Source organism: Blautia glucerasea (assembly GCF_020537505.1).
Lineage (GTDB): Bacteria > Bacillota > Clostridia > Lachnospirales > Lachnospiraceae > Blautia_A.
In genome coordinates, this window is the sequence record NZ_JAJBMO010000018.1 from 1 (window position 1) to 17,496 (window position 17,496).

The following is a 17,496-nucleotide window of genomic DNA, read 5'->3' on the forward strand; positions in this document are numbered from 1 at the left end:
GTGGAGTGGGGGAAAATCCGGCGATAACTTCAAAGGATTACCTATCACTATAGGCGGAAAAACTTTATTATTGTGCCCTGATTGGCTATATCTGGTATGAAGGCAGGGAAGAAGAAAAAAATTTTAATACTCTGTTGGAAATGATCAATGCGTCAGAAGCCAGGGAAGATGATGAGAATTTCAAGAATCCAGTAGATCTGATGTTTGATGAACTGGAGCAGAAAGACCCGAACCATTTTGCGGTAAGGCAGTACAAAAAATACAAGCTGGCCGCCGGTAAGACAGCAAAATCTATTCTGATCAGTTGTGGTGCAAGACTCGCACCCTTTGATATTGCGGAACTGCGGGAGCTTATGAGTTATGACGAACTGGAACTGGATCTGGTTGGTGACAGGAAAACTGCATTGTTTGTTATTATTTCAGATACCGATGATACCTTCAATTTTATTGTTTCTATTATGTACACACAGCTTTTTAATCTGCTCTGTGACAGAGCTGATGATGTATATGGAGGCAGACTTCCAATTCATGTGCGGTGTCTCCTGGACGAGTTTGCGAACATCGGACAAATTCCTAAATTCGAAAAACTGATTGCTACGATTAGAAGCCGGGAAATCTCAGCTTCTATTATTTTGCAGTCAAAGTCTCAGCTTAAGGCAATTTATAAGGATAATGCCGATACCATCGAAGGGAACTGTGATACGACCTTATTCCTGGGTGGAAAGGAAAAAACGACATTAAAGGAAATAGCGGAGATTTTGGGAAAAGAAACCATAGATCTTTATAACACATCGGATACGAGAGGCAGTCAGCGGTCTTATGGAATGAACTACCAGAAAACAGGAAAGGATATGCCATACTTGTTGATGAAGAGTTCAGTTGCCTTGAATTTTACATGAACAGGGACACGATCAGCTGGATTCTGAAAAAGGTAGGATGTCTGTCAGAAATAACAGCATATCTTTTTTGAGCCACTCACTGGATTACCCAGCGGGTGGTTCTTTTATTAACGCTTCTGTCTGCCATTCCGGTTGGGAGGAATTGGGCTGCCCTTTCCCCGCATACTTTTAGTTCGTTTTGCTTTTTTGGATTTTCTGAGGATTCCCAAAAAGGCAGTAAATTCCGCAGAAGTCAGTTTCTCATAAGGAATTTCCATCTGGTCGCAGAAAACCTGAATAAAGGCTTCCTCTCCGCTGGTTCCCGTCTGCACAAGCTTTTCAAACTTTTGCCGGACTTCGGCTACGGTTTCCTGCCGTTCATCAGCGGTGGTAGCGTCGTTTGTGTGTGCTGTTTGGATGTCTTTTACGATCTTGTCAATGTCTTTATGGACGATGTGATTGAAATAATCCTCTCCGTCTATCTGTGCGACTTCAAGGGTTCGCATATAAAGGTCATCGTCTCCCGGCGCATAGCTTTCCATGACGCTCTGCCGGGCAGCTTCCAGTTCCAGATTCATCTGGCTGACACGCATACCGGCGATACGGTCAACGATAACGGTAATGTCCGTCATGAGCCGGGGAAAACCTTCATGGGTGGCAAGCTCGCAGAGCAGACGGTTGTTGATCCTGCCGCTTCTTAATAGCTCAATCATTTCATCGCTCAAATGGAGCGACTGGAGATCAGAATTAGGGATGGTCTTATTTTCCGACAGCCCCATCAGATAGTCGGTGGACACGCCGTAAAACTCTGCCAGCGTTGCAATCGCAAATGGGCTGATGTCCTTGTAGTCATCGCCCTCATATTTCCCCAGCGCCGACTTGGACAGGCCGGTTTGTTCTGCCAGCTGTTCCAGTGTCAGGTGCTTATCCACCACCCGCAGGTCTTTGAGCCGTTCCGGGATTGACAGTTTTGTGTACATCAAAGCACCCCCCTCTCGTCAACATTTTTCAATATTTTTTTCATTATAGCACGTTTCCGAGAGCGTGGAAATATGCGGTTTTTGTGCGCTATTCCAACGTCTTGGACATACGGGAGCAGCCCCCTTTTTTCGGTAAACTGGTTCTTGTCAGGAGACACAGAACCTTGAAAATCGAATGACCGGCTGCAAGGGGTATGACCTCCGGGGAAGTGACGCGATAAAAGGGTTCCCGCAAAATCATGGATTTTGTGACGACGGGAGCGCACCAAAGAGGACAATACGCCGGGAGAAAATCCGGGCAGGAGCGGCTTGCAGACAGACCGGCAGATAGAAAAGTAAACCATGCGGGGCATACCGCACCGCAGCAAATGAATGGAGGTAGATCATTATGAAACTGAATATGAAGGAAAAGAAAATTCTTTACGCTTACGCCTGCCCCAGCCATCACAACACAGTGACAAGGCTGAAATGGCTGACAGCGCTGACCGTTGACCCGGAGGCTAAAGGGCAGATGCTTCATCTGACCAGGAAAATTGAGGCAGAGACAGACGAAAGCTGGTACGACAGCTTCTATCACTGCCTACGCATGGAGATGGATGAGTATTACCGGATCAAGCACCGCCTGCGTGTGCTGAAAGCAAACACCGATTATGAGGAGGAACTGTATGAGGAAGCTGTCTAAATATGAAAAAGAAACCATCATCAACTGGAACGAGGGCGAGAACATTGCCAGTATTTACACCTTCAACGCCAGCTTAAAACGCAGGCTGGAAGATTTCAGTAGGAAGTATCCGCTATTGTGTAGGTTGGAGCGCAGCACACCGGAAGGCAGCGCGACCTATGTGCTGGACAAATCCCGCCTTTCTATCCGGCTGGTGCCGCCGTACAGTGAAGAACGGCTGGCGGCTGCAAGGGAGTACGCAAAGGAACATGGCTTTCAAGTCATACAGACAGAAGAAAAAATTGCTTGAAATGAGGGCGATTTACCAAAAAATACCGGGTCTGCACCCAGTATTTTGAACGGTAATCCCCGCAGGCGTATTCCGTATCCACTTCCTGCGATTGGTGCAGATGTATGGATACGGAGCCGGAAAAGCTGGCGGACACCGTATCAGCGGTGGATGCCGGTTTTTCCGGTGCAGGAGTACAGAGGGATGCAATCCCTTTGTGGCTGGGTGCAGGGGCGGCAGCGCACTGCTGGGGTCAAGGGGCAACGCCCATTGGCAGGTTAAGGGCGGCAGCCATTATCGGGTCAAGGACGAAGTGCCTTGGCGGGTTGAGGGCGGCAGTCCCATCGGGTCAAGGGTGAAACGCCTTGCCCAGGGAGAGTTGATGCCTTGCGTCAATTCGTACTGGGTATTACCTGACGCAAGATTCGCAGGATTTGCGGCTTCGCCGCCCTTCCCCGGCCCCGGAACATCTTCGCAGGAAGGAGGAAAAATGTTTGAAATTGACAAGACACAATGGGCGCTCCGGGAAGCATGGCACTTACAATCCCCGGCACAATGACCGCCGGTTCGATGTGGAGAACAGCGAACACATTGACGCTGAACGTGCCAGACAAAATGTGTACTGGGACTGCTACCGGGGATTTACCACCTACGACTTTCGGGATAACCCGGAGCAGCCGGATTTCAGCTTTGAGGAAATTGAGCGGATGTATTACTACGAGCATTATGCCGACCATGTAAATGCCCAGAACGCCCGGAATGAGAAAACCCGGCATATTGAGCGCAACCGTACTGTGGATGACCTCTTGAAAAATAACAAGACCTGTCCGGAAGAAAGCATCTACCAGATCGGCACGATAGAGGAATCCGTCTCACCGGAAACGCTGGCGCTCATCGTCAGTGAATTTTATGAAGAATTTGAGCGCCGTTTCGGTTCTCATATCCACATTTTAGACTGGGCGCTCCATCTGGATGAGGGAACACCGCATATTCACGAGCGCCATGTGTTCGACTGTGAAAATCGGTATGGAGAATTGTGTCCCCAGCAGGAAAAGGCGCTGGAGGAACTGGGTATCCCTCTCCCAAAACCGGAGCAGCCCAAAGGAAAGCACAATAACCGGAAACAGACTTTCGATGCAGTCTGCCGGACAATCCTGTTTGACATTGCCAAACGGCATGGACTTCATCTGGAACAGGAGCCGTCCTATGGTGGGCGTGACTATCTGGAAAAGCAGGATTATATCCTGATGAAGCAGAAAGAACAGATGGCGGCGCAGGAGCAAAAGCTGGAAGAACTGACGCTCAAAATCGAGGATGTGGAGACGCTGTTGGAGGATGTTTCCGATGTGGCCTATGACAAGGCAGTGGAGGTCGTGACAGACAAGGTACGGGAACAGACCCAGCTTGAGGATTTGGAAGTGATCGAGAAATACCGAAAGAGCGTGGTATCCCCCAATGCAAAAAATTCGCCGGAAGTGGTGAAGATTGCAAATACCCTACTGGGAAGGGCACGGGAAAAATTACAGCAGTCCGCAGAAAAGATTCTCAAAAAGGTGCAGGTTGTGCTGCTGAAGCCGGAGGTCAAGCAGGCTGGCAAAGAGCAGATTAAGAAAAAAGCCAGAGAATCCATCAAAGAGAAGCTGGCGAAAGGCAAATTGGACGCTGACCGGAAGAACCGGGAGCGATGGGAACGTGAGGGGCGGATCGCCCCGACAAAAAAACAGGATATGGAGTTGTAAGGCATCTGATTTTCTGAGGAAACCGGGTGCCTTTTGTTTTGTTTGGAGGTGGGGAAATCGAATGTATTTGAAACAGTAAAGCAGTCTGTCACGACAAGACAGGCTGCGGAATTTTATGGGATTCCAGTAAGACGGAACGGGATGGCCTGTTGTCCTTTTCACGATGACAGACATCCCAGCATGAAGGTGGACAGGCGGTTCCATTGCTTTGCCTGTCAGGGGGACGGAGATGTGATTGATTTCACTTCCCGCCTCTTTGGACTGGGCAGTAAGGAAGCTGCCTTGAAGCTGGCAGAGGATTTCTCTGTCAGTCTTGACAGCAAAGGTCATGGTCCGCCACGAAAGACAATCATCAAAAGAAAAATCAGCGAGGAAGTGCGATACCGGCAGGCAGAGCAGAAATGTTTTCGGGTGCTGTGCGATTACCTGCGTCTGCTGGAACGCTGGAAAGAAGAATATGCTCCCAAACAGCCGGAGGATGACTGGCATCCCCTGTTTGTGGAGGCTCTGCACAGGCAGCCATATATCGAATATCTGCTGGATATTCTCCTGTCTGACAACATAGAAGAACGTGCTTCCGTGGTTGCTGAGTATGGAAAAGAGGTGAAGAAAATTGAGCAGCGAATATCAGAATTTACCGCCAGCCACCCGGCAGGCTGTGATGAGCGCAGCCGAGGCCATAGCGCCGGAACAGAGCGCCCAAGATGTGCGGGAGAGCCTTTCTGTCACCGATAAGGGAAAAACCGCCAATACCATCGACAACTGCCGGATCGTGTTCTGCTGTGATCCGCTCCTGCGGGATGCTATCCGGTTAAATCTCCTGACCGACCGGGTGGACATTGTACGGGATTTGGGCTGGCGCAGGAACACCAGCGCCTTAACAGATACCGATGTGAAATATCTTCTCCTCTATTTTGAGCAGAACTACGAGCTGACCAGTGAGAAAAAGATCACAGCTGCACTTTCCATTGTAGCAAACGAAAATTGCTATCACCCGATTCAGGATGTGCTGAACAGCCTTGTCTGGGACGGGACACCCCGCATCCGTTCCTGCCTGCACCACTTTCTTGGCGCTGATGAAAGCGACTATGTGGAAGAAATGCTGAAACACTTCCTGCTGGGCGCTATCCGCCGGGTATTCCGTCCCGGTTCCAAATATGAGGAAATGCTCTGTCTGGTAGGCGGCCAAGGTGCCGGGAAGTCCACTTTCTTCCGCCTGCTGGCAATCCGGGACGAGTGGTTTTCCGATGACCTGAAAAAGCTGGACGATGACCGGGTGTTCCAGAAGCTGCAAGGCCACTGGATCATCGAGATGTCGGAAATGCTTGCCACCAGCAGCGCAAAGAGCATTGAAGAAATTCGCTCCTTTATCAGCCGACAGAAGGAAACCTACCGAACGCCTTATGAATCCCAGCCCAAAGACCGGCTGCGGCAGTGTGTGTTCGGCGGTTCTTCCAACACATTGGACTTCCTGCCGCTGGATCGGGCCGGGAACCGGCGCTTTCTCCCAATCATGATTTACTCGGAGAATGCGGAGGTTCATATTTTGGAGGACGAGGATGCTTCCAGAGCCTATCTTTTGCAGGTGTGGGCAGAAGCCATGACCATTTACCGCAGCGGACAGTATTCCATGAAATTCAGCAAGAGCATCCAGCGTCAGCTGGTGGAGGTGCAGAAGGACTTCATGCCGGAGGATACGGAGGCCGGGCAGATACAGGGCTTTCTGGAACACTACACTGGGAACATGGTCTGTTCCAAGCAGCTGTTCAAGGAGGCGCTGGGGCATACCTTTGACCAGCCGAAGCGGTGGCAGCTGCACAATATCAACGAGATCATGAACACAGTCGTGACCGGCTGGAAGCCTTTCTCCAATCCCAGGATGTTCGCCGGGTACGGCAGGCAAAAGGGTTGGGAATGTGACAATTTCGACAACGAACTGTCCGACAACGAAGGCGGATTTGTGGAACTGAGCGAGGAAGAATGCCGCCAGCTGGAACTTCCGAAGGAGTGGATTGCCTGAGAATGATGGTCTGTTGCCAGTTGGTTGCCGGGTTCGTTGCTGGCAAATCTATGGTTTTGATATAGAAAAAGCCCATAAATAAAGGATTTTTCACAAGTATTTTCTGTCCGGCAACGAAAGCAACGAGATTTTACAAGAAAACTTATCAAGCAAAGATTGACAGTCAGATATTCATTTACAGGTTTTTATAGGCTGGTTGCCGGACTTCGTTGCCGGCACACGGTTATCTGGACTGTCACACTATGGAGGTAGCCTATGGAGAAAAACAAGAAGCAGAATAAAAAAGTCCGGTTCGTGGTGGTTCGGGAGTTTTCCGGGGACAAAACCATGCGGGAAGCCTTTGAGCAGCTGATCGAGCGCCAGACCTGCGAACACTTCGAGGAATGGTTAGAACATCGGGAAATGGCACAAAAAGCGGCGTAAAGCGGTTGAATCAGGAACGGGGACATGGTATTATAATGGTATCGTGTCCCTGTTCATAGAAGGAGAACACTATGAGCAGGAAAAAACAAGTCAATCAAAAAATCACAGCGCTTTACTGCCGTATCTCTCTGGACGATGGCAGCGATAATGAGAGCATGAGCATTAGCAACCAGAAACTTATGCTCCGGGACTTTGCCGAAAAAAACGGGATGTTCCAGTATGAGTATTATGTGGATGACGGTTATACAGGCCGCAACTTCAACCGCCCTTCCTTTCAGCGTATGATTGCTGATATTGAGGCGGGAAAGATTGGCTGTGTCATCACAAAAGACCTGTCCAGACTGGGCAGAAATTATATCGAGGCCGGCAGCTATATCGAAATCTTTTTCCCCAAACACAATGTACGATATATCGCCATTACAGACGGAGTTGACAGCCTGACCCGCCAGGAAATGGACATCACGCCCTTTAAGAATATCCTGAATGATATGTACAGCCGGGATATTTCCAAAAAGGTGCTGGCGGGGCGTATGACCCGTTCCCGGCAGGGAAAGTTTTGTGGTGGGCAGCCGCCTCTCGGATTGATGCGTGACCCGGATGACCGGGGGCATTTGATCCTTGACCCGGAGACGGCGCCGGTGATCCGAAAAATCTATGACATGGCGCTGGACGGCTGGGGCTGTATGCGGATCGCAAAGCAGCTCATGGATGACAAGGTTCCTATCACGAGGGTAAAGAGCAATACGGAATGTGACGTCAACTATTATGCGTGGGGCGGTGCAAGGATCAGTCATATCCTGCGAAACCCATTCTATAAGGGCGCACATCTGGTCTGCCGGACACATCAGAAAGGGATTCGTTCCAACACCTATGACATTATCCCCCGTGAGGACTGGGAAATCATTGAGGATTGCCATGAAGCAATCGTTTCCCCGGAAGAATGGGAGCAGGTGCAGTCAATCATTGACCGCAGACCTACCATTATGAAAGGCAACTCCTGTCCCTTCTATAACCTGTTCCACGGTATCATTTACTGTGCTACCTGCGGAAAGTCCATGCAGGTGCGGTATGAAAAGGTGGGCAGAACCGGAAAAAACCGTTTTACCGGCGAGATGCGGGAGCCGATTGACAAGGCGTATTATATCTGCCAGACCTACAACCGGCTGGGCAAGAACGCCTGCACCAGCCATAAGATCGAGGCAAGGGATTTGTATGACCTTGTTCTGAAGGACATTCAGGAACTGGCGGCACAGGCTCTCAAAGATGCCGACGCATTTTATCAGCGACTGAGCAGCCGGATGGAGCGCCGGTATCTGATAGACGCTTCCCAGACGCAGAAAGAACGCCAGCGGCTGGAAGCCAGAAATCAGGAGATTGACGGGATGTTCCTGAGCCTTTACACCGATAAGGCTAAAGGGATACTGACCGAGCAGCGTTTTATGAAGCTGACGGCGGCGCTGGAACAGGAGCAGGAAGCCAACCAGAAGCGCCTGCAAGACCTGATGTTGATGATGCGACACTCTGACGAACAGGAAAGCGAAGTCCGCACCTTTATCCGGGAAATCCGGCGCTACGCCGCCATTGAAGAACTGGACGAGGCGGTGCTGAACCGGCTCATCAGCAAGATTCTGGTGGGTGAAGTCAAGAAGATTGACGGACAGAAAGTGCAGGAAGTCAGGATCATTTATAACTTTGTCGGAGAAATCCCGGAGATTACAGAATAATCAGTGATCCCCATCTCTCAATCAATGAGGGATGGGGATTTTTTCTTTGCCGTCGTCCGGCAGATGTTACATTAAATTTTCCAAAGTGGATTGCAATTATAATTCATTGATTGTTTCAGTAATTGCCATGTTTCGAATCCGCTTCGCTGGGGCATGAACCGCAAGAGCTGCGGCAGCAAATACAAATAGAATGATAAGGCAGAGCGTCATTCCTGGCAGATGCCATGTCATGCCAAAATAGCGTGTAATGAGTCGAGCGTACAGCATACGGCTCAGCAGCAGACCGGCAATACAGCCGACAATCAGCCCGGAAACAGCATAGGTAAAGGCTTCCGCAGCAACCATCCGAGTAAGCTGACTGCCATCCATTCCAATTGCACGCATGACGCCATACTGCTTTGTACGGGCAGAAACGCTCATCGAAATGCTGTTGACAATGTTAAAAAGAGAAATCAGTCCAATAATCGCCAGAAAACCATATACGACAATTCTGGAAGCCAGATAGGTAGCAGCTTCCTGCGAATTACGCTCTCGCACATCCGATACAATGATCTCGTCTGTTGCAAGGTGGGCAATTTGCATTACAGTCTGCTCTGTTGCTGAATCGTTCAGCAAAACGCCGATCATATTATAGTTCTGCGCTCCGACCAGACGGTCAAATAGCGCCTGTGGGCAGATGACTGTAACATCATCCGGGAACATTCCCTCCGAAAAAGCCCCCACAATGGTAAGGTCTCTTCCGCTTATATAAACGGTATCTCCAACCTTCAACGGGTTGTTTTTATTATAGATCGTCATGACTTCGTTGCTGCTGGCTGCCTGATCGGCCATCCTGCCTGCTACAACGAGATCCCTGCTTTTTTCCATCATAAAATCATCGTAGGAACCCAGCACCACATGCTCTACCTCTTTCTGCGGACTGCTGGCAGGAGTGTTGGTAAGACCGGTTGCGCCCCAGACATACCCAACACCCGGAATCGCACGCAGCTGTTCTGCCATACTGCGGGACAATACCTGTTCGTTTCCGTACCCGTTCAAGAGAATATCCGGCTGCCACGGAGCTTGACCGGGCAAAAGCAAGCCGGCAAATTTAAGCAGTACAGAAAAGCAGAGCACCAAAACAATACTGAGTGCAAAAGAAGATGTCATTAAAAACAGGTTCTTTTTACCGGCAATGGCGTGATGGGCTCCCAACGACAACTCGATTTTTCCAAAGCTATAGTTTGAAGCATGACGCGAAGCGGAAAGATTCTCTCCCGTGCCGGAGACCGCCGCCACAGGTGAGACCCGTGCCGCCCGTCGCGCCGGTGACTCTGCCGCCAGCAGGACGGTCACGATACCGACCACGATGCCACTGACTAAACCTACAGGACTGATTTGAAAAACCGGTGTTGTGGAAAACTCGCCACCGATGCCATAATGCAGCGCCGCGCAAATGCTCCAGCTGGCAAGTGTGCCAAGCAGAACGCCTACGGGCACAGCCGTTTTGCACCAGTTAAGCGCTTCTAAACGGACAAATCGGATAATTTGAGATTTGCTCATGCCGATACAGCGCATCATTCCGAAGAACTGGATTCGTTGTGCCAGATTGCTGTTCATGCTGCCGGAGATCATCAGTACACCTGCCAGAAGAACCAGCACAAACAGAACTGCGGCAAGGCTGTAAACATTTTTTGCGGCGCTGCTATCGCTTTGTCCGGCGATAGCCATCACACCGGTGTTTTCTGAGACAGCATTTTCCGGCAGGTTATGCTGTGCCGTCAGTTCCGGGATTGCTTTAGCTGCCTTAGACGCGCTGGTAAACTGGACATAATATGACGTTTGAAGATTATGGACGTTGTTCTGCTCCATCAGCGCTGCAAATGCTGTGCGCGGCAGGTAGGCATCCATCAAAGAATATTGCCCGGAATAGTAGCTTTCCTCCACACCGCCCAAACCGGACACTGTAAAATCCCAGTCTCCGGACGGCGTACGTAGTGTAACAGTGTCCCCAACTGCAACTTGAAGGACACGCGCTGCATTGCTGCTGAGCATGATTTCGCCCATTCCCTGCGGAAAGCGTCCTTCGGCGGCACCAGTTGAATTCATTGTCAGATAGGATTCATCAATACCATAAAGTACAACCCTTTTTCCGTCCATGCGGTAGGGCAGTTCTCCGTCCGGGTTAAATATCGTAACTGCACCAATCGAAACCACATCATCCCGCTCCGCAATTTTCAGGGCTGTTTCTTGAGAAATGCCGTCCAACTCTATGTGCCAACTTCCGTTTTTGCCGGTCATTCGGTCGCTTTGGGTTCGAATCATCATATCCGCCACGCTAAAAATTGCTGTCACCAGAAATATCGAAATAATGACACACAGAATGGTCATCCGATTCTGCCGTTTCCGCACCTTTGCAGAGATCGGCACAAGGCTTAAATAGCTTTTCATTCCCGGCACCTCCCAAAATCGGTGAGGTTACCGTCCGATACCTGCAATACCCGGTCAGCCGTTTGCGCGATACTACGGTTGTGGGTAATCATAATAATCGTCTGCTCATACTTTTTGGATGCTTCTTTCAGCAGGGCAATGACCTCGCTGCTGTTCTGGGTGTCCAGATTGCCGGTCGGCTCGTCAGCCAGGATCAGGGCTGGCCGGGTAATGAGCGCACGGCCAATCGCCACACGCTGCTGCTGTCCGCCGGAGAGCTGGCTGGGCAGATGGTTCCGGCGCTCTTTCAGGTTCAGTACCGCAAGAAGTTCTTCCAGATATTTCTTATCCGGCTTCTGGTAGTCCAGCAGCACCGGGAAGATGATGTTCTGCTCCACCGTTAACTCCGGCACAAGGTTAAACGCCTGAAAGATAAAGCCAATGTTCCTGCGGCGGAATACCGTCAGCTTGCGCTCGTCCATGGCAAAAATGTCCTTACCGTCGATCAGCACCTTGCCGGTCGTGGGCGTGTCCAGCGCGCCGATCATGTTCAGCAGCGTACTTTTGCCGGAACCGGATTCCCCCACGACGGCCACATATTCCCCCTTGGGAACGGAAAAACTGACATCCTTCAAAGCCTTGACTGCGGTTTCTCCGCTGCCATAGGTCTTACAAATGTTTTTGACCTCTAATAAATTCATCGTGCATATACCTCTTTCTTCATGTTTTGCGAAATAGGCGGGCTGCTTTTGTTTTTCCTGCCTATGAGGAAAGGATAGCACCGAAATATTACTGTAACCCTACACTCAGCCTACAATTTTGTAGGAATTAAAAAATTCATGGTGAAGGTCGTGCCTTTTCCAAGTTCACTGTCCACCTCAATCGTGCCGCTATGGGCTTCCACGATGGTCTTTGCCAGCGGCAGGCCCAGCCCGATGCCCTGCTTGTCCTGGGAAAAGCGGCTGCGGTAGAACCGCTTGAAAATATGGTGCAGGTCCTCCGGATGGATGCCGCAGCCGTTGTCCTTTACGGCGATCTGAACGGCATTGGGCAGAGCTTTCCATGTAATATGAACCGCGTCGCCGCTCTCCGTATGGTCGAGGGCGTTTTTCACGATGTTGTCAATGGCCTCGGTCAGCCAGTCGCGGTCGCAGAAAAGAAGGACCTCCTCCGGGCCGGACAGGACAAGTTCTTTATGCTCCTGTTTGGCCCGGTATGCGAAATGCAGCTCAACATCCCGCAGCATATCCGCCACATTCTCGGCCCCCTTTTCCAGCGTGACGGAACCGGCGTCCAGCCTTGTGATCTTCAGCAGGCTCTGCACCAGCGTTTCCATGCGGTCAAGCTCCTGCTCAGACAGGTCAGCAAATTCTTTCACGGAGGACGCTTCTATATCTTCCTCATGAAGCAGGCCATTATAAATATTCAGTGCCGCCAGCGGTGTTTTCAGCTGGTGGGAAATATCGGAGATCGTATTTTTCAAAAATTCCTTTTCCCGAAGCTCGTTATCTGCGTGGGCGTTCAAAACCGCCGCCAGGGAATTGACGGAATGGAACAGCCGATATAGCTCCCCCTCACTGTCGCATTCAATACGTGCGTTGCTATCCCCGTCAAGATACACATTGATCTGGGATACCGCCTGTTCCATGATCTTATTCTGCTTTTTGAAATAGGAGCAGCAAACCACCCATATAGCCGCCGCTGCCAACAAAAAAATAAACAGCAGGCACAAAGAAAGCCTTTGATAGCGCAGCCATAAAAAGCCCTGTGCCAGCAGGAGGGATGCTGCCCAGATAACCGATACCGCAAGAAACAGATTTCTGATATCCTTATTTGCAAGTATTTTCATAGGCTGCCTCACCCTACTACATTCCATTTATAGCCCATGCGACGGACGGTCAGGAGCATCTGCGGGTCACTGGGGTTATCCTCAATCTTCATGCGAAGCCGCCGCATATACACGGTGAGGGTGCTGCTGTCGATATAATTTCCGTCGCAGTCCCACAGTTTATCTAATATCTGCTCCTTGGTAAGCACCGTATTGGGGTTTCGCATAAACAGGCACAGCAGCTTGTATTCAGCAGCGGTCAAATCCAACAGCTCCCCATTTTTGAAAGCCTGACCCTGCAGCAAAAGAACCTTGATTCCGTTCGATTGCAGTTCTGTGTCCGTTGCGCTGAAATCCTTTGCACGGCGAAGCAGGGCATTGACCCGTGAAACCAGGACTCCAAGCTTGAAGGGCTTGGTGATATAGTCGTCGCCGCCCATATCCAGCCCCATAATGATACTCGTTTCTTCGTCCGAAGCGGTCAGAAAGATGATCGGCACCTTGGAAACCTGCCGCACCCGTTTGCAAAATTCAAAGCCGGTGCCGTCCGGCAGGGATACATCCAGTACCAACAAATCATACCTGCCATCCGCCCACAGCGCATCCGCTTCTTTCAACGTTCTGGCAATATTCAATTCAAATCCCTGCTTCTTGAACGCAAAGGAAAGCCCGTTGATCAGGCTCAAATCATCTTCCAAAAGTAATATCTTACTCATGCTTCTGTTCCTTTCCCTGTTTCGTCCGGCCATCAATCGGCTTTTCCGCAGTTTTGGGAATCAGCCAAACACCGGCCATCTTTACAGCGCTGGGGATACGACCACCAGCGCAATAATAATTTACCCTACGAGGTGACACGCTCCATTTCTCAGCGGCCTCTTTCAATGTCATATAATCCATTTCGCACCTCCATCGAGTATATTATAGTTCTGCGTTTCGAACAATGCAAGGCAGAAAACATGAATAAGAAAAGGACAAGCACTATGAAAGACTGCTTTCTTTGATAGTGCTTGTCCTTTTTTGAATTTACCACTTGACATTGTGGCAAAGAGTTGATGAGCCAAGATGAAATAGCAGTCATGGACGGAGGAAAATGTATTCTGCAGGTGAGAGGTGTCAGACCATTTTTCTCAAATAAATACGATATTTGCAAACATAAAAATTACAAATATCTGTCCGATTATGACAAAAAGAATACCTTTGATATTGAAAAATATCTGAGTACTAATCTGATACTGAAACCAGAGGATGAAGTGGAACTGTATCAGATGTAACTTCTCGACAAATCGTCGGGAAGTGGATCATGGGAGGAAATCATGAATAATTTGGAAAAAGGGAACAGTCGATATCCATCGACGAAAATGAATATACCGACTGTACGTGTGAGGAATTTTCCAAGTAGAAAATCCCATGCTTAGTGTAGCACAAAAGGCAGGGTTTATATAGTGTTTTCTTCCATTTCTGGAAAAAATCTAAGAAAGGACTGGAAAATGTAAGTTTTCCAAAGGTACACTTATGGCATTTTTTACAACGGCAATTACGACCTTAAAAACATTGGTTTGTGCGATCGGAGCCGGACTTGCAGCCTGGGGAGTGATCAATCTGCTGGAAGGATATGGAACGGACAATCCGGGTGCAAAGTCACAAGGAATAAAACAGTTCATGGCTAATTAAAGGGAACAAAAAGAAAGGGAATGCACAATCCAGACGGTATCAGCGGCAGGCTACAAGAATAAATTGTGATTTCACAAGATTGGTGTTATAATAAGAGAAAAGTTCCTGCCGGGGCAACCGCCCCGGTGGTATGGATAGAAAGGCAGGAAAACAATATGCACATCAGCTATAAACCACTCTGGCACACACTGTTAGAGCGTGATATGAGAAAAGAGGATTTAAGGCTTGCTGCTGGTATGACAACAAATATGATTGCCAACATGAGCAAAGAGGGAAAGCACATCAGCATGGATACATTAGCCCGTATCTGTGAAACTCTGAATTGTGAGATTACTGATGTGATTGAGTTAGTACCAGACGAGCCTGCTTCCACAGGAGGTAAGGAACATGAGCGAATTGAAACCAAGAATAACGGAAAACGGAATTGATTATATCCTTGTCGGAGATTACTACATTCCAGGCTTGAAACTGCCGGAGGAACACCGCCCTATCGGAAAGTACGGACGAATGCACCGGGAATATTTAAGAGAAGTCCACCCAGCCAGATTGAATACATTGATACTGACCGGAGAATTGTTGACATATCTTGCAGACCTGAATGAACAGGCACAAAAACGGTTAGACACTATCATGGAGCAGATGAAAGCTACCGAGGGCGTGACAGAGGAATTGAAGTGTACCCGACAAATGGAATGGGTGCAGCGTTGCAATAACATTCACAACAGGGCAGAAGAAATTGTTTTGTATGAGATGATTTATTCATAACGGGAGCAATTAAATCGGAGGTATATAAGATGATTGAAATTGTATTTGGTGAAAGTGCCTGTGGAAGTTTGAAAATTGCCCAAACTTACGGCAAGGGAAAGTATAGAGGAAGTGCTGTTTCAATATTTATGAGGCACGAAGACGGGAGTGTTCCATCTTCAGATGAAATGAAAAAGGCACAGCTTCAAGCACAGGAACAAGAACGCATTGCTTGGGAGAATGCTATTCCATTGGGAGGCAAGAGCAGTGATGTTTATTGTTTTGATATGGCTCTTAGTGTGGGAGATATTTCTGATAATGGAATTGGCGAACAGCGGAAAAATATTTTCAAGAAAATGCTGTCTGTCTGCTTTGTAGAGGATTTAGATTATCAGGTTGAAGAAAAAATACAGAAAATTAAAACTACATTGACCTCAGTGATTGAACGATATGTAGCTGGGGAAGAAATTCGCATTTGGTATAGCTATAATCCAGATGAGCTTTGTGGTATGTATTGGCTTATGAAACAACTTCAACCATTAAACTGCCAGACAACAATTTATTTGGTTAAGTTACCTACATGGGAATATGGAAAAGAAAATACTATGACATCCAAAATAGCATGGGGCGAGGTCTCTCCTGGCGAATGGGGAAACTATATAACTCTACAAGAGAAAGCTAATCCTGTATTTCTTTCAGCTTGTACTATGAAATGGAATCAACTTCAAAATGAAAATGCACCTTTGCGTGCAATGTTAAATGGTAAATTGCAAAGCGTTTCAGAAGATATATATGATAGTTTCATTCTTCGTGAAATTGCGGAACAGCCAGAGCAATTCAAAATGGCTATTGTCATAGGTAATGTTTTAGGAAAATATCAACTTGGAATTAGTGATGTATGGATTTCCAATCGCATTGATAAAATGCTTGAAGATGGTGTGTTGGAAATTATACAGGACGCACCAAAGGGAGAAACAAATTATCGCCGAATATTAAGAAAACGAATGAAATAATAACCACAGCACAAACCGCTGCTACATGGAATCCAACAAACCATGCAACAGCGGTTTTCCTTTACCGTTTTTTCCTCTGGCTGATAGGCGTTCCCATTTTCTTTGATTTTTTGAGAATACGAATGAACCAGCGAAATTCTTCTTCTGACAGGTTTTTATAGTTGATACCAAGCTGCTTGCAGTAAAGGATAACCAGTTTTTCATCTCGACTGCCCTTGAAATTTTCGACCGCTTCCAGATTTTCTTTCAGTTCATCGGCAACGGTAGTTTGGGGCGCACTCTCGCTGTCCTTTTTGTGGAATTCCCGAATATCCCGGATAATCAGGTTGAGGTCATCCAGAACCATGTGACTGAAATACTCATCATCACTGATATGTGCGGCTTGCAGCACCTTCAAATGCGGGTCATCTTCGCCGGGGCGATACCGTTCAATAATTTCATGCCGGACGGTATCAACAAGGGAGTTGAGATTTTGGATTTGCATGGTGGCAATCCCGTCCACATAAATCTCAATGTCCGCAAGAAACTTGATAAAGTCCTTATGGGTGGCAAGTTCGCAGAGCAGACGGTTGTTAATCCGACCGCTTTTCAGCAGTGCCACCATCTCATCGTTCAAATGCAGCTCCGTCAGTGGCGTGTTGATCTGCTCCCTGTTCTCTGTCCGGCACAGCAGATAATCGACGGAAACCCCATAGAAGTCTGCCAGCGTGATAAGGTTGCCATGATTGATTTCCTTATAATCCTCTTTTTCATAACTGCCAAGGGCTGATTTAGAAATGCCCGTCAGCTTTGATAGTTCTTCCAGATTTAAGCCTTTGTCTTTGCGGAGTTCCCAAAGGCGTTCCTGTATGCTTGTTGCAACTTTCATGGGCGCACGCTCCTTTCCGGTGGTTTTATTTCTGCCGTTTAACTGGATTATATCACACTTTCCGCAATCGTGGAAATTTCTGATTTTCCCCCTGATTCCTACTTTGTGGATATACGGCACAGGGCACAAAAATGTTCTATGATACAGGTAGTTCATCGATGGATTATTCCAATCGAATGACCAGCCTGTGTGGGATATGCTTCCCCGGCGATGTAGCGCCATGACTTTTGGCAGGGATATGGAGGAACC

At 48.4% G+C, this 17,496-nt stretch carries 17 protein-coding genes and 3 pseudogenes; 13 read left to right on the forward strand and 7 right to left on the reverse strand.

Annotated features, from left to right (window positions below):
* Positions 1 to 53: 53 nt before the first annotated feature.
* Positions 54 to 854 (forward strand): annotated as a pseudogene (locus tag LIQ05_RS13350) (VirD4-like conjugal transfer protein, CD1115 family); the annotation flags it as partial.
* 152 nt (positions 855 to 1,006) lie between these two features.
* Here LIQ05_RS13350 and LIQ05_RS13355 read toward each other — a convergent pair.
* Positions 1,007 to 1,858 carry a helix-turn-helix domain-containing protein gene (locus LIQ05_RS13355; protein WP_013976927.1) on the reverse strand — a complete coding sequence of 284 codons (852 nt, stop codon included), beginning with the start codon at positions 1,856 to 1,858 and terminating at the stop codon, positions 1,007 to 1,009.
* A 388-nt stretch (positions 1,859 to 2,246) separates the two neighbouring features.
* On the opposite strand from LIQ05_RS13355, the gene LIQ05_RS13360 reads away from it, so the two are divergent.
* The 7 genes from LIQ05_RS13360 to LIQ05_RS13390 all read left to right on the forward strand — a co-directional run bounded on the left by LIQ05_RS13360 (position 2,247) and on the right by LIQ05_RS13390 (position 8,714).
* Positions 2,247 to 2,540, forward strand: a complete 294-nt coding sequence (locus tag LIQ05_RS13360) for a hypothetical protein (protein WP_013976928.1) — start codon at positions 2,247 to 2,249, stop codon at positions 2,538 to 2,540.
* A complete protein-coding gene (locus tag LIQ05_RS13365) occupies positions 2,524 to 2,829 on the forward strand; it encodes a hypothetical protein (RefSeq protein ID WP_013976929.1) in 306 nt (101 codons plus the stop codon). The genes LIQ05_RS13360 and LIQ05_RS13365 overlap by 17 nt, the downstream gene beginning before the upstream one ends.
* A gap of 473 nt (positions 2,830 to 3,302) precedes the next feature.
* Positions 3,303 to 4,547 (forward strand): serine/arginine repetitive matrix protein 2, encoded by a 1,245-nt coding sequence (locus LIQ05_RS13370; protein ID WP_226821396.1) that lies wholly within the window; start codon positions 3,303 to 3,305, stop codon positions 4,545 to 4,547.
* Between the two features lie 33 nt (positions 4,548 to 4,580).
* Positions 4,581 to 5,282, forward strand: coding sequence for a CHC2 zinc finger domain-containing protein (locus tag LIQ05_RS13375; protein WP_207742213.1), 702 nt, complete (start codon positions 4,581 to 4,583; stop codon positions 5,280 to 5,282).
* Entirely contained in the window at positions 5,209 to 6,567 is a 1,359-nt protein-coding gene (locus tag LIQ05_RS13380) for a virulence-associated E family protein (protein WP_118217504.1), read from the forward strand. Before LIQ05_RS13375 ends, LIQ05_RS13380 begins: the two co-directional genes overlap by 74 nt.
* 255 nt (positions 6,568 to 6,822) lie before the next feature.
* Positions 6,823 to 6,990: a hypothetical protein gene (locus LIQ05_RS13385; protein WP_013976933.1), complete on the forward strand. Its 168-nt coding sequence runs from the start codon at positions 6,823 to 6,825 to the stop codon at positions 6,988 to 6,990.
* A gap of 71 nt (positions 6,991 to 7,061) precedes the next feature.
* Positions 7,062 to 8,714, forward strand: coding sequence for a recombinase family protein (locus LIQ05_RS13390; protein ID WP_013976934.1), 1,653 nt, complete (start codon positions 7,062 to 7,064; stop codon positions 8,712 to 8,714).
* 96 nt (positions 8,715 to 8,810) lie between these two features.
* Here LIQ05_RS13390 and LIQ05_RS13395 read toward each other — a convergent pair whose 3' ends face one another.
* The 5 genes from LIQ05_RS13395 to LIQ05_RS13415 all read right to left on the reverse strand — a co-directional run bounded on the left by LIQ05_RS13395 (position 8,811) and on the right by LIQ05_RS13415 (position 13,848).
* Positions 8,811 to 11,144: an ABC transporter permease gene (locus LIQ05_RS13395; protein ID WP_013976935.1), complete on the reverse strand. Its 2,334-nt coding sequence runs from the start codon at positions 11,142 to 11,144 to the stop codon at positions 8,811 to 8,813.
* On the reverse strand, positions 11,141 to 11,824 hold the full coding sequence (locus LIQ05_RS13400) for an ABC transporter ATP-binding protein (protein WP_013976936.1): 684 nt from the start codon (positions 11,822 to 11,824) through the stop codon (positions 11,141 to 11,143). The genes LIQ05_RS13395 and LIQ05_RS13400 overlap by 4 nt, the downstream gene beginning before the upstream one ends.
* A gap of 110 nt (positions 11,825 to 11,934) precedes the next feature.
* Entirely contained in the window at positions 11,935 to 12,972 is a 1,038-nt protein-coding gene (locus LIQ05_RS13405) for a sensor histidine kinase (protein ID WP_041727635.1), read from the reverse strand.
* 8 nt (positions 12,973 to 12,980) lie between these two features.
* Complete coding sequence (locus tag LIQ05_RS13410) at positions 12,981 to 13,667, reverse strand: response regulator transcription factor (protein ID WP_013976938.1); 687 nt, start codon at positions 13,665 to 13,667, stop codon at positions 12,981 to 12,983.
* Positions 13,660 to 13,848, reverse strand: coding sequence for a helix-turn-helix domain-containing protein (locus LIQ05_RS13415; protein WP_013976939.1), 189 nt, complete (start codon positions 13,846 to 13,848; stop codon positions 13,660 to 13,662). The genes LIQ05_RS13410 and LIQ05_RS13415 overlap by 8 nt, the downstream gene beginning before the upstream one ends.
* A gap of 143 nt (positions 13,849 to 13,991) precedes the next feature.
* On the opposite strand from LIQ05_RS13415, the pseudogene LIQ05_RS13420 reads away from it, so the two are divergent.
* The 5 genes and pseudogenes from LIQ05_RS13420 to LIQ05_RS13440 form a co-directional block, all read left to right on the forward strand.
* Positions 13,992 to 14,222 (forward strand): annotated as a pseudogene (locus tag LIQ05_RS13420) (type IV secretory system conjugative DNA transfer family protein); the annotation flags it as partial.
* A 241-nt stretch (positions 14,223 to 14,463) separates the two neighbouring features.
* Positions 14,464 to 14,616 (forward strand): annotated as a pseudogene (locus tag LIQ05_RS13425) (Maff2 family mobile element protein); the annotation flags it as partial.
* A 161-nt stretch (positions 14,617 to 14,777) separates the two neighbouring features.
* Positions 14,778 to 15,050, forward strand: coding sequence for a helix-turn-helix domain-containing protein (locus LIQ05_RS13430; protein WP_002593556.1), 273 nt, complete (start codon positions 14,778 to 14,780; stop codon positions 15,048 to 15,050).
* Positions 15,010 to 15,387, forward strand: a complete 378-nt coding sequence (locus LIQ05_RS13435) for a TnpV protein (RefSeq protein ID WP_005335912.1) — start codon at positions 15,010 to 15,012, stop codon at positions 15,385 to 15,387. The genes LIQ05_RS13430 and LIQ05_RS13435 overlap by 41 nt, the downstream gene beginning before the upstream one ends.
* A gap of 29 nt (positions 15,388 to 15,416) precedes the next feature.
* On the forward strand, positions 15,417 to 16,379 hold the full coding sequence (locus LIQ05_RS13440) for a DUF3658 domain-containing protein (protein ID WP_005335911.1): 963 nt from the start codon (positions 15,417 to 15,419) through the stop codon (positions 16,377 to 16,379).
* A 61-nt stretch (positions 16,380 to 16,440) separates the two neighbouring features.
* Here LIQ05_RS13440 and LIQ05_RS13445 read toward each other — a convergent pair whose 3' ends face one another.
* Entirely contained in the window at positions 16,441 to 17,247 is an 807-nt protein-coding gene (locus LIQ05_RS13445; RefSeq protein ID WP_008372835.1) for a helix-turn-helix domain-containing protein, read from the reverse strand.
* Positions 17,248 to 17,496 lie beyond the last annotated feature (249 nt).